This window comes from Dyadobacter sp. AC419, from assembly GCF_979253085.1.
On the sequence record NZ_CEEDCD010000024.1, the window covers coordinates 13,543 to 28,584 of the forward strand.

12 protein-coding genes and 4 pseudogenes are annotated in these 15,042 nt (G+C 43.0%); 14 read left to right on the forward strand and 2 right to left on the reverse strand.

Features of this window, described 5'->3' with window-relative positions; translation table 11 throughout:
* The first annotated feature begins 37 nt into the window (after positions 1–37).
* The 10 genes and pseudogenes from AC0IYG_RS22285 (at position 38) to AC0IYG_RS22330 (ending at position 9,767) form a co-directional block, all read left to right on the forward strand.
* Positions 38–268, forward strand: a complete 231-nt coding sequence (locus AC0IYG_RS22285; protein ID WP_471713289.1) for a hypothetical protein — start codon at positions 38–40, stop codon at positions 266–268.
* A complete protein-coding gene (locus AC0IYG_RS22290) occupies positions 259–558 on the forward strand; it encodes a type II toxin-antitoxin system RelE/ParE family toxin (RefSeq protein ID WP_471713290.1) in 300 nt (99 codons plus the stop codon). The genes AC0IYG_RS22285 and AC0IYG_RS22290 overlap by 10 nt, the downstream gene beginning before the upstream one ends.
* Before the next feature lie 75 nt (positions 559–633).
* Positions 634–3,127, forward strand: a pseudogene (priA, locus tag AC0IYG_RS22295) (replication restart helicase PriA).
* A 26-nt stretch (positions 3,128–3,153) separates the two neighbouring features.
* A pseudogene (pyk, locus tag AC0IYG_RS22300) lies at positions 3,154–4,592 on the forward strand (pyruvate kinase).
* 161 nt (positions 4,593–4,753) lie between these two features.
* Positions 4,754–5,356: a Uma2 family endonuclease gene (locus AC0IYG_RS22305; RefSeq protein ID WP_471713291.1), complete on the forward strand. Its 603-nt coding sequence runs from the start codon at positions 4,754–4,756 to the stop codon at positions 5,354–5,356.
* A gap of 176 nt (positions 5,357–5,532) precedes the next feature.
* A pseudogene (locus tag AC0IYG_RS22310) lies at positions 5,533–5,909 on the forward strand (BlaI/MecI/CopY family transcriptional regulator).
* An 11-nt stretch (positions 5,910–5,920) separates the two neighbouring features.
* Positions 5,921–6,349, forward strand: coding sequence for a hypothetical protein (locus AC0IYG_RS22315; protein ID WP_471713292.1), 429 nt, complete (start codon positions 5,921–5,923; stop codon positions 6,347–6,349).
* A complete protein-coding gene (locus AC0IYG_RS22320; protein ID WP_471713293.1) occupies positions 6,346–7,230 on the forward strand; it encodes a TonB family protein in 885 nt (294 codons plus the stop codon). Before AC0IYG_RS22315 ends, AC0IYG_RS22320 begins: the two co-directional genes overlap by 4 nt.
* A gap of 23 nt (positions 7,231–7,253) precedes the next feature.
* Complete coding sequence (locus AC0IYG_RS22325) at positions 7,254–8,609, forward strand: M56 family metallopeptidase (protein WP_471713294.1); 1,356 nt, start codon at positions 7,254–7,256, stop codon at positions 8,607–8,609.
* 132 nt (positions 8,610–8,741) lie between these two features.
* On the forward strand, positions 8,742–9,767 hold the full coding sequence (locus tag AC0IYG_RS22330; protein WP_471713295.1) for a Gfo/Idh/MocA family protein: 1,026 nt from the start codon (positions 8,742–8,744) through the stop codon (positions 9,765–9,767).
* Positions 9,768–9,770: 3 nt separating this feature from the next.
* On the opposite strand, the gene AC0IYG_RS22335 is transcribed toward AC0IYG_RS22330, so the two are convergent.
* The gene (locus tag AC0IYG_RS22335; RefSeq protein WP_471713296.1) at positions 9,771–10,163 is read right to left on the reverse strand and encodes an ExbD/TolR family protein; all 393 of its coding nucleotides are present in this window, start codon (positions 10,161–10,163) and stop codon (positions 9,771–9,773) included.
* 36 nt (positions 10,164–10,199) lie between these two features.
* A complete protein-coding gene (locus AC0IYG_RS22340; protein ID WP_471713297.1) occupies positions 10,200–10,880 on the reverse strand; it encodes a MotA/TolQ/ExbB proton channel family protein in 681 nt (226 codons plus the stop codon).
* A 274-nt stretch (positions 10,881–11,154) separates the two neighbouring features.
* On the opposite strand from AC0IYG_RS22340, the gene AC0IYG_RS22345 reads away from it, so the two are divergent.
* The 4 genes and pseudogenes from AC0IYG_RS22345 (at position 11,155) to ffh (ending at position 15,033) form a co-directional block, all read left to right on the forward strand.
* Entirely contained in the window at positions 11,155–11,964 is an 810-nt protein-coding gene (locus AC0IYG_RS22345; RefSeq protein ID WP_471713298.1) for an MbnP family protein, read from the forward strand.
* A gap of 12 nt (positions 11,965–11,976) precedes the next feature.
* Positions 11,977–13,110, forward strand: coding sequence for a cytochrome-c peroxidase (locus tag AC0IYG_RS22350; RefSeq protein ID WP_471713299.1), 1,134 nt, complete (start codon positions 11,977–11,979; stop codon positions 13,108–13,110).
* A 140-nt stretch (positions 13,111–13,250) separates the two neighbouring features.
* Positions 13,251–13,580: a DUF6787 family protein gene (locus AC0IYG_RS22355; protein ID WP_234605430.1), complete on the forward strand. Its 330-nt coding sequence runs from the start codon at positions 13,251–13,253 to the stop codon at positions 13,578–13,580.
* A gap of 131 nt (positions 13,581–13,711) precedes the next feature.
* Positions 13,712–15,033: pseudogene (gene ffh, locus AC0IYG_RS22360) on the forward strand (signal recognition particle protein).
* The last annotated feature ends 9 nt before the right edge of the window (positions 15,034–15,042 follow it).

Consider the following 15,042-nt stretch of genomic DNA (forward strand, 5'->3'; position numbering starts at 1 on the left):
ACTAATTATTTAAAACAAAAACCGTAAATTTGATCATATGGACATGCAAACTGAAAAGATCGAATTAGCAAAACGGCTTCTTGACACGGAGGATAAGAGCATTATCGACGCTGTCAAATCCATCTTTAAAAACTTCGACCTCGATAACGAATGGGGTGATCTTCCTGAAAAAGTTGTTTCAGATGTAAAGGAATCTTTGAAACAGATCGATGCTGGGTTAGAATTATCACATGACAAGGCGAGGGAAACATATAAAAAATGGCTTTAGAAATAGTTTGGTCTCCCCGAGCACTTGACAATTTCCATGGCGTCATCGAATATCTGGAAGAGAATTGGTACGAGTCTATTATAAAAGATTTTGTAAGAAGAACTGAAAACGTGCTGCATATGATCGCAGATCATCCGAATATGTTCAGGCAAATTTCAGAAAATAGCCTAATTCGTGAAGCCGTAGTGACCAAGCACAATTTGCTGATATACAAAGCAACAGCAACCAAAGTAATTGTGCTGGCTGTGTTTGATACACGTCAGCATCCGAAGAAGAAACGTATCTTCTAGCTCCATCAAATTCCGGCAGGTTAAATGATAATCGTAACTTGCCCCATATTTTAGTTAAAACATTCCCACTGCACAATGGCCTCCCTTTTTGAGGAAGAAACTACTTTTTTTGCCGATCTGATATTGCCGGTTCCGATTCCTTCTTCGTTTACGTACAGGGTGCCGAGGGAAATGAGCGGGATGATCAAGGTCGGTGCGCGGGTGATTGTGCAATTTGGACAAAAAAGGGTCATTACGGCTGTCGTCGCTAACATTCATACCAATCCGCCTTCGAAGTATCAGGCCAAATATATCCTGGAATTGCTTGATGATGAACCGATTGTTACAACCCGACAATTGGAACTGTTCAACTGGGTTGCGGATTATTATCTCTGCAACATTGGTGAAGTCCTCAACATTGCCCTGCCTGCCGGACTGAAAATTACAAGTCAGTCAAGAATTCAAATGAATCCCGAATTCGACTATGACGATTTGCTAACGGATCAGGAACGGATCGTTGTAGACGAAATTAAAAAACATCAAACCCTTTCCTACGAGGAAGTCGAGCGGCTTTTGCAGCGGTCCAACATTACGGCGCTGATCAAATCGCTTGTTGGGAAACGTGCTGTTATTCTTTTTGAGGAGGTTAAGGAGCGATATAAGCCAAAGGTTTTGAGAAAAATCAGGCTGAATGCTAGTTACACTTCAAGCGACGCCCTTTCCAAACTTGCTGCTTCATTGGACAAAACGCCCAAACAGCAGGAAATCCTGATGAAATATTTGAGTTACATTCCGGTTTATAACAATCCGGATTTGAATCAAAAGGGCTTGGATAAATCAATTTTCAGCCAGGATGATAATGTTTCGGATGCGTCATTAAACACATTAATTAAGAAGGGAATTTTTGAGCAGTTCGAGATCTTCATTTCAAGATTTGACGAAATCCCGGCGAGCAATGCTGTCATTACGCTGACGGAAACGCAAAAGCAGGCATCCCAGCAAATCCACGCACTTTTCGCTGAAAAGGAAGTCGTTTTATTGCACGGGATTACCGGCAGTGGCAAAACGGAAGTTTATATTGAGTTAATCAAACAGGTCCTGGAAAGCGGTTCTCAAGTGCTTTTCCTTTTGCCTGAAATTGCTTTGACAACGCAAATTGTTGTCCGGCTAAGAAAGGTTTTCGGCGATGTAATGGGCATTTATCATTCCAAATTTTCTGATAACGAACGCGTCGAAGTTTGGAAGGGCATTTTAGACGGGAAATTTCAGTTTGTTGTCGGTGTGCGTTCGGCAGTTTTTCTTCCTTTTGATAATCTCGGACTCATTATTGTCGACGAAGAGCACGAAACTTCTTACAAGCAGCACGATCCTGCGCCGCGTTACAATGCGCGTGACGTGGCGGTGATCATGTCTTATATGCACAAAGGCAAAACGCTTCTCGGCTCCGCAACGCCTTCATTAGAAAGCTATTATCACGCACAAACGGGCAGATATGGATTTGTAGAAATGAAGCAGCGCTTTGGAAATGCAGCATTGCCGACATTTGAATTGATTGATACAAAAAAGGAAAAGAAATCGCGCAAGATGAAAAACGAGTTTTCATCTGTGCTGATTGACCATTTGAAACTCAACCTTCAAAACAAAGAGCAGACCATTCTCTTCCAAAATCGCCGCGGTTACTCGCCTTATTTGCAATGCGAAGTCTGTAACTGGATCACGGAATGTGCCAATTGCGATGTGAGCCTCACTTATCACATGAAAGCGGGTGAATTACGCTGCCATTATTGCGGTCATAAAGAGGGAAGTTACGCGAACTTGTCCGCAATGCGGTTCTACGCAGGTAAAAACGATGGGTTTCGGGACTGAAAAGATCGAGGACGAAATCCATTCCATGTTTCCCGAAGCGCGCGTGCAACGGATGGATCTGGACACGACAAGAGCCAAAAATGCTTATCAGCAGATTATTTCAGAATTTGAAGAAGGCGGCATTGACATTCTCGTAGGAACGCAGATGGTGAGCAAAGGACTTGATTTTGATAATGTTAGCATTGTCGGGATTTTCGATGCAGACCGGATCATTCATTTTCCTGAATTCCGCGCATCGGAACGGGCGTTCCAAATGCTTACGCAGGTGAGCGGACGGGCTGGCCGACGTGCTGATAAGCCGGGAAAAGTGCTTATTCAAACAAACAATCCCGGCCAGAAATTGCTCGAAAAAATCATCAATAACGACTATATCGGGATGTATGAAGCCGAAATTGAAGAACGGGAAAAGTTCCATTATCCGCCATTCACCAGGCTCATAAAAGTGACGGTTAAGCACGTCGACGAAGCGACTTCCAGCAAGGCAGCGAAGATCCTGGCGGAGAAACTCACTGCTAACCTGGGTGCCAGCCGGGTTCTCGGACCGCAGCCGCCATTGGTGGAAAGATTAAGAAATCAGTTTTTGTTCGACATTCTCATTAAACTTGAACGAGAAAAGATTAATTTTAAGGCGGCAAAGTCATTTATACAAGAAAAGGTTATTGATATTTTAACCGATAAGACGCTCAAAAGCATCCAGGTCGTGATTGACGTGGACTGTTTATAAAAATCATTTTTACTGCATATTAATCTATGTCTTCCAAAAAAACCAGAATTGTTGCTACCGTAGGTCCAGCCTCCGAAACAAAAGAAACATTGTATGCGTTGGCCAAAGCCGGGGTAAACGTTTTTCGCCTTAACTTCTCTCACGGTTCTCACGCTGATCACCTTCAAAGATTAAACACCATTCGGGAAATCAATGAAGAATATGGTTTAAATCTTGCCATTTTGCAGGATTTGCAGGGACCAAAAATCCGCATTGGAATGGTTGCCGAAAAAGACGGCGTCCTGATCGAAGCGGGCAATAAATTGATATTATCCAACACTGAGGTGCTTGGAACAGCTGAAAAAGTAAGCACGCCTTACGACGGCATGTATAATGACGTGAAAATCGGCGACCGCATCCTGATGGACGATGGGAAGCTGGAAGTGCTTGTAACCGGAATGGACGGAACTGACGTGGTTACGGAAGTAATTTATGGTGGTTACCTGAAATCCAAAAAAGGCGTAAACCTCCCTAATACGAAGGTTTCCATGCCTTCGGTAACTGCAAAAGATTACGAAGATCTGGACTTTGGTCTTGAAAATAATGTTGAATGGGTGGCTTTGTCATTCGTTCGCACAGCATCTGAATTGATCAAAGTAAAAGAATATATTGCCAGCAAAGGCAAAACGGCGCGTCTGGTTGCGAAAATCGAAAAGCCGGAAGCGATTTTGAACATCGACGAAATCATTGAAGCAACGGACGCAATTATGGTTGCCCGCGGCGACTTGGGTGTTGAACTTCCTGCGGAGGAAGTGCCGATGATCCAGAAAATGATCGTTGATAAATGTAACAAGGCTGGAAAACCAGTTATTGTAGCGACTCAAATGCTGGAAAGCATGATCGACAGCCCTCGTGCAACACGTGCGGAGCTTAACGACGTTGCTAACTCAGTTTTGGATGGCGCTGACGCGGTAATGCTAAGTGCTGAAACGGCTTCGGGAAAATATCCGTTGCTGGCCGTCGAAAGCATGACCAGAACAATCGAAAGAGTTGAAACATCTACAAACAGCATTTATTTCAAACACCATGCTGCTGTAAGTGAGAGCACAAGCATTAATAAACTGAATGATTACGTTGTGATGAGCGCTTGCCGTCTGGCTCGTGATACGCAGGCAACGGCAATTATCGGGATTACACGCTCAGGTTATACATCATTCCGTCTTTCCCATCACCGCCCAAAGGCTGGCTTGCTAATTTTCACTTCCAACAAAGTGTTAATGAATCAATTGGCATTGTACTGGGGAACGAAAGTATTCTATTATGACCGCGACCAGGATGTGTCTACGGATGATCTGATCGAAGATATCAAACAGATTTTAGTTGAAAAAGGTGAATTGCAAAAAGGTGATGTGTTCATCAACACCCTGAGCATCCAGTTGCAAGACAACGTAAGACCAACACGGTTAAGTTGAGCGTTGTAGAATAAGAAAGCATTACAATTTCGAAAGCAGCAGGAGGCAACTTCTGCTGCTTTTGGTTTATAAGACAATCGGTTACCGTTAACTTTGAATGTTGACCGGTAGGACATTGATCCCTAACCGAACTGCAAAATTTGCTACATTTGAAAACAAGCAAATCAAGAGATACATGATGGCTTCTTCAAATGCGCAGAAGGTTTTACCAAAAAGAATCGCTGTGGAAAAAATACCTGACGTTCTGATCCATGAAATAATAGACGGCATACCCTTGTATCGCAAAGGTTACCGTGACGTGTTGGCCAAAACGAAAACGGTAGAAGAAATTATGGGTTGCAGTTCATTGCAGTTTTTTATTATTGATTACATTCTCGGCATCCTGTTTTCTTGGATCAACAGAAACAAGTATCTCATTGCAACAAATGAAGCTGGTCTACACATTGATAAGCGAAACAACTTGTCAGGAGACATTGTAATTTTTGACAGGAATGTGCTAACTATTGATAAAATCGACACGCATTATTCAACTGTCCACCCAACAATTTCGATCGAGATTGACCTGGACATTGAACTGGAAACATTCACAGAAAATGGCTATATAACTATCAAAACCCAAAAGCTCCTCAACTTGTTAGAACAAGAAAAAGTGATTTGGTTTCTGACAAGATCGAAAAATGTAATAATCGCTACAAAAGATAATGATTGGATAACAGTTAACTGGAATCAAGACATTGAAATTCTGGATGGCATTGTTTGTAATCTGGAAAATACTTGAAAGATAAGGGTTCGGAATTTGCTTGAAAATTCCCCTTACGCCTTTGAAACGGATGATTTAATTATTTCCGTTTTTTTTATTTTCTCTTTATAACTAATAAAATAGTTTTGAAACTAACTAAATAGTATTAACTTTGAATTAGTACTTCGAAGCACTACTGTTATAATCACTCAATTATGGAAATACGCACTTTGACGCGCGCCGAGGAAGAGATCATGGAATTTATTGGCAATTGAAAAAAGCATTTGTAAAAGACATTATCGAGCAGAAATGCCGGAACCCAAGCCAGCATATAACACCGTTTCAACGATCATCCGGATTCTTGAAAAAAAGGAAGTGGTGGGTTACACGGCTTACGGTAAAACGCATGAATATTTCCCGCTGATCAGCGAGGAAGAATATAAGCGCCACGAAATGCAGCAGCTGATGGTTAATTATTTTGACAATTCCCTGCCCAATCTCGTTTCGTTTTTTGTGAAAAGACAATGATCTGAAAACCAATGATTTGGATGAAATTATGAAGTTGATTAACGATCACAAAAGCGAACAGTAAATCCGTTAGCCATGGAAACATTATTGTATATCGGAAAGGTGAACCTTTATTGGATCCTGCTGATCGCATGTTATCAGCTTATGTTGCGGAACCACACATTTTTTAAATGGAACCGCTTCTATTTGCTGGGGTCGTTGCTGGTGGCTTTTCTCCTTCCATTGCTTATTTATCCAGCGAATGCGCCCGCTATTCCCATTGTATATCAGCTTGACGCTGGCGCTTTCACGGTTGGGGCAAACCAAGCGGAAGTGGCGCCGATCATGACCAAGACCCAGCTTTTCTGGACAGTTTACGTAATCGGATTGCTCTTTACGGCATTCCAGTTTTTCAAACACATTATCCAGTTAAGAAGGTTTTTAAAAGCAGGCGAGATCATCGAACTCGACGACTGCACGGTTGTGCTGATTGATTCTAACAATACAGGCTCGTTTTCTTTTTGAACTGGATTGTGATCAACCGCAATGACTATGAACATCATTTTGACGCCATTTTACGGCATGAAATGGTTCATACGCAGCAGATGCACAGTTTAGACATTCTGCTTATTGAGATTTTAAAAGTCTTTTTCTGGTTCAACCCATTTCTATTGTTATACAAACGCTCCATGCAGGAAATTCACGAATTTCTTGCAGATGCACAGGCTCCAAACCGAGATTATTATGCACGATTCCTGGTTGCCTATGCCTTAAAAGCGCCAATAACCTCTTTGACAAATCATTTTTTCAAACCATCGCAAATCAAAAACCGAATTCGTATGATCTACAAGAACAGAACTTCGAAATGGATGCTCAGCACCTACATGATTGCCCTGACAGTAATCGGCAGCACCGCATTATTTGTCGCAGGTTGTGAACAAACGGAACAAGATGAGGCGGAAATCGCTGCTATGAAAGAGAAAACTGCCGAGGATAAGGCCATCCTGAATGGTCCTGTATTTTCAGTTGTGGAGGAAGAACCTGAATTTCCGGGTGGACGGGAAGCTATGTTTCAATTTTTGGGCAGAAACATTAAATACCCAACAAAGGCTGCAAAAGCGAATGTGCAAGGCAGAGTTTTCCTTCAATTCATTATCACGGAAAACGGGAATGTGAGAGACATCGCGGTGTTGAAGGGCATTGGTTCGGGATGCGATGAAGAAGCTGCGCGCGTGCTGGCGCTTTTTCCAAAATGGAAGCCTGGGCGACAAAACGGCAAGCCCGTTAATGTTAAATTCAATTTACCGATCAACTTCCAATTAGAGGAAAACATTGATGATGGAAGCGCAAGCAGCGAAATTGGCAAATCGGTGCCGACCGTGGTGCATTATAGTACAGCGAAGTAACAAGCCTACATTCACCAAACAAGATGGAAACACTGCTGTATCTCGCAAAGGTCAATTTGTACTGGGTGCTGTTTTACCTTACGTATCGACTTTTACTTCGCAACCATACATTCTTTAACTGGAACCGGATTTATCTGATCGGGTCGTTGCTAGTGGCGTTCATTTTGCCGCTGGTGACATTTCCGGAGTCGGTTACAGCGTCTAGGCCAGCGGTTTATGCAGTTTCCAGTCTTCCTGTTCACATTTCTTCTGAGCCGGTTTCGTGGTTTTCAGATTGGCGCAATATTGTGTTTCCCTTGCTCGCAACCGGATCATTAACCTTATTCCTGATGTTCGTTAAGTCGGTCAGAGATCTGGTTATGCTTGTTAAAAATGGCGATTCAATGGATCTGGATGAATATAATCTCGTTCTGCTTTCTCATAGCAATGTTGGGTCATTCTCATTTTTCAAATGGCTTGTTATGAACCGGATGGATTACGAGCAGAATTTCGAGCCGATATTGAGGCATGAATCTGTCCATATTCGCCAATTGCACAGCCTGGACATTCTTTTGGTCGAGATTTTAAAGATTGCATTCTGGTTTAATCCGGTGCTTTGGTTTTATAAGCGGTCGATTCAGGAAGTGCACGAATTTCTAGCAGACGAGAACGCACCGGACCGGGATGGATACGCGCGGTTCCTGGTTGCTTACGCACTCAATGCACCCGGAGCTTCATTAACAAACCATTTTTTCAATGGCCCATTGTTGAAAAGCAGGATCAAAATGATTTACAAAAGCCGGAATTCTGAATGGTTAAGAAGCAAATACTTCATCATTCTGCCATTGATTTGTTTTGTCATTATTATGACGGCAGCAAGAAAACAAGTTTCGGCTTCTATCGAAAAACACATTCCGCCTGTCGTTTCTGAAATTGTTTCTAAGCAAACCAAAGCACCTGAGTTTAAAGCTGCTGCAATGCCAGAAACAAAATCAGAAAAACCGAAATCCAAATCGATTAGGGGTGAGAATCGTCAAGACTTTAATGCGATTTATACAACAAGAACATTAACTTCCTTAGTTTCGGACACACTCCCGGCAACTGAGAAAAAAGCGACGTTTTCAAATTATCGCTATGCAGCCAACATCGGTCCTATTGCTGAAATAGATTCGTTCCCAAAAGTCGGGGCGGCGATAACAATTAGAAGCAACAAAAGCCCCGGAAGTAAAGCCTTAATCATTATTGATGGCGTCAAGCAAGCAGAGCGAGGCTCGATGGGATACAAGCAAATCGAACCCGATCAGATCGAGTCAATTAATGTTTTGAAAGAGCAAAGTGCCCTTGATGTTTATGGTGATGCAGGAAAAGAGGGAGTTATTGTCATCAAAACGAAAAAATGACGCTTCGCGAAAAGCTATATTAGCTTAACATTAAATGACGATGCCCGGACGCTCTGCCGGGCATTTTTTATGAGACTTTTCGGCATGATTTGATACATTTGCTTCCTCAGCATTCATTCCGAACCCCTATTTATGCAAATCCTCAAAGCAGCCATTATCGGCGGCGGCCATATTGCAGATCAAAACCACATTCCTGCATTGAAAGCGCTTTCAGAGCGCGTTGAAGTTGTTGCTATATGCAGTCGCGACATTCAGAAAGCGCGCGCGCTAGCCGACAAGCACAGCATTCCGGATGCTTTTGATAACGCGGCTAACATGTTTGAAGGTGTGAATAAGCCTGACATGATTATCAACTGCACGGCGAATAATCTGCACCATCCATTTACGATGCAGGCTTTGGAAAACAACTGCCATGTTTTGTGCGAAAAACCGCCAGCAATGAATGCTTCGCAGGCAATTGAAATGGCCGATTTGGCAGAAGAAAAGGGCAAAGTGCTCGCCTATAACTTTCAACTCAGGCATACGCCGGAATATAGTTTATTAAAACGCTTTCTGGAAAATGGCCGGCTGGGCGAAATTTATCATATCAAGGCTAATTTTCTCCGCCGCAGAGGCATTCCGGGCTGGGGGAATTTTACGAATAGATCTATTCAAGGCGGCGGTGCATTAATGGATTTGGGCGTTCATGTGCTGGATCTTGCACTTGGGTTGCTCGATTACAGCGAACCGGACCGGATCATTGCCAACACGTATGACTTCATTGGAAAAGCGGGGGGAAAAGGTCTTATGGGAAGTTGGGATGCAGAAAAATTTGAAGTGGAAGACGCGTGTTTTGCTCATTTATCATTCCCGAATAATGCGAGCATTACATTATCTGCATCATTTGCATTGAATACAAAAAAGGACAAAAGTGTTAATCTGGAAGTTTTTGGAACGAAGGCTGGCGCAGTGCTGAATCCGTTTACAGTTTACAGCGAAGTGGATGGAGAGCTCGTCGATATGGAATTCCCACATCTTGAAGTAGCGGATATTCAGCTTAAAAATACGACTGCGTTCCTGGATGCGTGCGAAGGGAAGTCAAGCAACATCTGCGATGCTTCGCAGGGCGCTATCTTGCAAAAAATTGTAGAGGAGATTTATAAAAGCGCTGCGAAATGATGATCATTTCGCAGTCGCCATTACCATTTTGATTTCGTTCTTCGCACCCAGTTCAAGCACATCTACAAGATCCTGAACAGCAAGGTTTTTATCGACCCTTAATACAATGGTCTTATCCTCAACATTGGCAAAAATATTCTGTAATTCTGCTTCTAACCTATCAAACGGAATGGGCTCTTTATCAATAAAATAGCCTTTATTTTCGTCAATAGAAAGCGTAATTTGTTTCTTATACATCTGCTGCGTCGCGGATGCTTTTGGCAACATCAGCTTGATCACGTTCGGATTGGACATTGTAGAAATGATCAAAAAGAACAGCAGCAGGAAAAACATAATATCGTTCAGCGAGTGCGTGAACACCTCAGGGGCAAAACGACTCTTACGACGTATTTTCATATTTTGGGGGAACTGAAATTAGTATTGGTCCTACTTTTACTTCGCAGCAACTGGCTTCTGCAACACGTCAAGGAAATCGGAAGCAGCCATTTGCAAGCGTAAAGCAAAACGGTCAATTTTCATGTTCAGCAAGTGATAACCGGCATAGGCGATCAAACCAATGATCAGACCAGACCCGGAAGTGATCATTTTTTCATACATACCACCAGCGATTGTGCTGATATTGAAGTCGTTAGAAATAGAAATGTCGTAGAAAATCCGGATAATCCCTGAAATCGTTCCTACGAAACCAAGCATAGGCGCGATACCCGCGATAACTCCCAGATAAGGAAGATTTCCTTCCATGCGCTGAATTTCGATCTGACTTGCGTTTTCAATTGTGGTTTCAATGTCCTTAATCGGGTAACCAATGCGTCCGATGGCTCTTTCCAAAATCCGGCCTGAAGCATTGCGCTGGTTGCGGCAAAGGGATTCGGCAGATTTCAGGTTTCCTTGCTGAATAAAATCTTTAACATTATCAATCACTCCCGGATCAATTTTTCCGTTAGCACCAATGCCCAGAAAACGCTCAATAATCAGGAAAAGCGTTGCCAGAAAAAGTAATCCGAGCGGCAACATTACCCAGCCTCCTTTTGCAAGAAGATCAATAACAGAAAGCCCTTCTGTGGCAACGGGTGCGGCCAAAGTAGAATCAGCAAGTGCTTGTAGAAGCATCATATTGGTTATAAAAGTGAATGTTAAGCTAATGAAATAGAGGTCGATCCGGTCAAAAAACAGCTTTGAACTTAAACGGCGTTAGTGCCCCCTTATTGTTTAAAGGGCAAATATAGGAAAATTACTCTTCGCGATTCTACGCAGAAACTATTCCCTGCAGGTTTCTGCGCATAAAGAATATTTTTCCGTCTCCGGCTGATCCGTTTTCGCATAAATCCGCCTACTTTTCTGTTTAATAGATTGTATAAACTCTCATCATTTACTCAACCTGATCGGCATGAAAAGAACATTTTCCTATCTGTTGCTGCCCTTCATAGCAGTTTTCGCTGCCGCTCTCAATTCCTGCTCAGACGATCCCGTCCCACTTCCAACCGGGACAATAAAAGTGAAGTTCGACAATGTCGTCGGGTCAAAGGATTTAAAGCTCGATTCTGAAAAATACATCAATGCGTCTGGCCAGGATTTCACGGTTAGCATGCTGAATTATTACATTTCAAACATCAAGTTGATCGCTACGAATGGCGACGACTTTACTGTTCCGCAAGATTCGAGTTATTTTCTGATTCGCGAAGGCAATGTTGGTTCTCAAACAATTACAATTAATAATGTTGCGGCAGGCAACTATAAAGGCATCGAGTTCGTAATTGGGATTGACAGCCTCAGAAGCGTGTCTGACATTTCGAAGCGGAAAGGAATTTTGGATAAAGATTCCGGCCCTACGAATGAAGAAGCCATGTATTGGGACTGGAACCCTGGTTACATTTTCCTGAAACTGGAAGGAACGTCGGATTCTGCGACTTCTGCGAATGGTAAATTTTACTATCACATTGGCGGTTTTGGCGGACTTACAGAGAAGACATTAAACAACATTCGTGTAGCAAAAATCAACTTTGGAACGCAACGGGCGGGTGTTTCAAGGAATGCAGGCGCGCAGATTAACCTGAAAGCGGACATTCTCAAAGTGTTCAACGGTTCCACCAAAGTGAGCATTAAGGAAAATGGGAACGTTATGTTTATGCCTTATTCCAAAAATATTGCGGACAATTACGTGAGCATGTTCAGTCTCGATCAGATCATTAATAAATAAGTGTTAAGCTTGATGAAGAAGACGGTTCTGCTTTTTGGTGTGCTCTTCATCCTTTTGCAGGGAACAATTTCCTGCAAGAAGGACTCGGAAACGCCTGAACCAACGCTTCCTGTTGATACAATTACCCCACCTTTGGAATGGAAAAAGCCAGCTTATTTTCCTGATCCCGTTTATGATCTGTCCAAAAATCCATTAACACCCGAAGGCGTTGAACTCGGGCGTTTCCTGTTTTACGACGGCATTCTTTCCCGCACAGACAAGATTGGCTGCGGAACCTGTCATCAGCAACAGGCCGCATTCACGCATCACGGGCATGATTTGAGCCACGGCGTGGACGATTTGTTGGGAACGCGAAATTCGCCTTCGGTCCAGAATATGGCATTTAGTCCGGTTTTCTTTTGGGATGGCGGCGTGCATGACATGGATCTTGTTCCGCCGGTTCCGATCCAAAATGAGGTTGAAATGGGTGAGCGCGTGGGAAATGTCATTGAGAAACTGCGTAAAACGCCAGTTGCCGGAGCCGCAAAGCAGGTAAATTATCCCAAGATGTTCAAAGCAGCTTTTGGAACGGATGAAATTAACGCAGACCGGATGATGAAAGCATTATCACAGTTTATGGTGACGATGGTCTCTGCAACTTCGCGTTATGACTATTTTCTGCAAGGCGACGCAACAGCATTAACGCCATTGGAAAAACAAGGAATGACCCTTTTTAAACAAAATTGCTCATCCTGTCACAGCAGCGAGCTTTTTACAGATTTCAGTTTCAGAAACAATGGTTTGATTCCCAACAAAATCAAGGACCAGGGAAGATATGCGATCACATTGAATGAAGCGGACCGGCTCAAATTTAAAGTGCCAAGTCTCCGTAATGTTGGCCTAACAGCGCCTTACATGCACGACGGGCGGTTTACGACTTTGGAGCAGGTTTTGAACCATTATGCCAATGATCAGAGCGGAAGCAAGGATAGCATTTTCGTCTCGCCCACGCTTGATCCGTTATTGCAAATTGCCGGTCAAAAGCGTGGAATTAAGCTTTCTGCGACCGAAAAGCAAGCGATCATTGCTTTTCTAAGAACATTAAATGATGAGCAGTTCATCAACGACAAACGTTTTTCAGACCCCGGAATCGGAACATCATTGTAAGCGAAGATGTGGTTTTTTCTTACAGTAAAAATGACCTTGATCATGTCTTTAACCATGATTAAACATTCATTAAAATAGGGGAAAATTGCCCGATGAGTTGTTACTTTGTGAAAATATTAAAGCTGTCAATTAGATAAAATATGCAAAGCGGAGAAAAAAGCGCACAGCCCTGGTTGGGAAAAATGCAGGAAAAGTGGGGATTGGAGACAACCAGACAAGTTCTTTTGGTTTTAGCGGTTTTTAGCTTGGCGGGTTCGTCTGTGGTTTGGCTTAGGAAAGGGCTTTTCTTTCTGCTGGGTTACGATGAGCTGACCCCCATGTGGCTCAAAACCATTACTTACATTCTTTTTATTTTTCCAACTTACCAAACGCTTCTGCTGATGTACGGCTTCCTGTTGGGCCAGTTTTCGTTTTTTTGGGAAAAAGAAAAGAAAATGTTCCGCTGGATTAAAGCGAAATTCAGCAAATAACAGTCATTTCAGAAGCTTAGGCTTCAAACCAAATATTGTAGGAGTGCCGGAATTAACCTTCCTGTACTCCTTATTTTATTTATACCTTTGTGTTTTATTTCATTAAAGTTTAGAATCATACATATCATTCCATGTTTGAAAACTTACAGGACAAGCTAAATAACGCCTTTCGCACACTAAAAGGAAAGGATAGGATATCAGATATAAATGTTGCCGCAACCACAAAGGAAGTCCGCAAAGCATTGGTCGATGCCGACGTTAACTTTAAAGTTGCAAAGGAAATTACAGACCGGATTCGTGAAAAAGCGCTCGACAGAAAGATATTAATCTCTGTTGAACCGGGACAAATGTTTGTAAAAATCGTTCAGGAAGAGCTTACCGAGCTCATGGGCGGCCAAGCAGAAGGCATTAACATTAAAGGTGATCCTGCGGTGATCCTGATTGCTGGTTTGCAAGGTTCGGGTAAAACCACTTTTTCGGGTAAACTTGCCGCATTGCTCAAAAAACAAGGCCGCCAGGTTTTGCTTACGGCTTGCGACGTGTATCGTCCGGCTGCGATTGACCAGCTGAAAGTGCTTGGAGAGCAGGTTGGTGTCGAGGTTTATTCAGAACCCGAAAACAAAAATGCGGTTGACATTGCGCGTAATGCAGTCGCTCACGCAAGAAAAATTGGAAAGAAAATCGTGATCGTCGATACAGCCGGACGTTTGGCTGTGGATGAGGTCATGATGCAAGAGGTTGAGGACATTAAATCAGCCGTTAAGCCTTCTGAAATTCTGTTCGTTGTGGATTCTATGACGGGTCAGGATGCGGTTAATACGGCCAAAACATTCAACGAACGCCTTAATTTTGACGGCGTTGTTTTGACCAAATTAGACGGTGACGCACGTGGTGGAGCGGCCCTTTCCATTCGTCAGATCGTTGATAAGCCTATCAAATACATCAGCACGGGTGAAAAAATGGAAGCGCTTGATTCCTTCTATCCTGATCGTATGGCGAGCAGAATCCTGGGGATGGGTGACGTTATTTCCCTCGTGGAGCGCGCACAGCAGGCTTTTGATGAAGATGAAGCAAAACGCATTAATGCTAAAATGCGTCAGAATAAATTCGATTTTGACGACTTTTTAGGTCAATTGCAGCAGATCAAAAAGATGGGTAATGTAAAAGACCTGATCGGAATGATTCCTGGAATGGGCAATGCGATGAAAGATATGGACATTGACAATGAGTCGTTTAAACCTATTGAAGCGATCATTGAGTCGATGACAAAAAGGAACGGGAGAACCCGGATATGATCGACGGAAGCCGCAAAAAACGCATTGCAGCAGGAAGCGGCACTTCTATTTTGCAGGTGAACAACCTCATCAAGCAATTTGATGAAATGCGGAAAATGATGAAGAAAATGAACACGATGCAAGCCGCTGGCAAGCTGGGCAAAGCGCTGCGCCGCTAAATTGCAAGT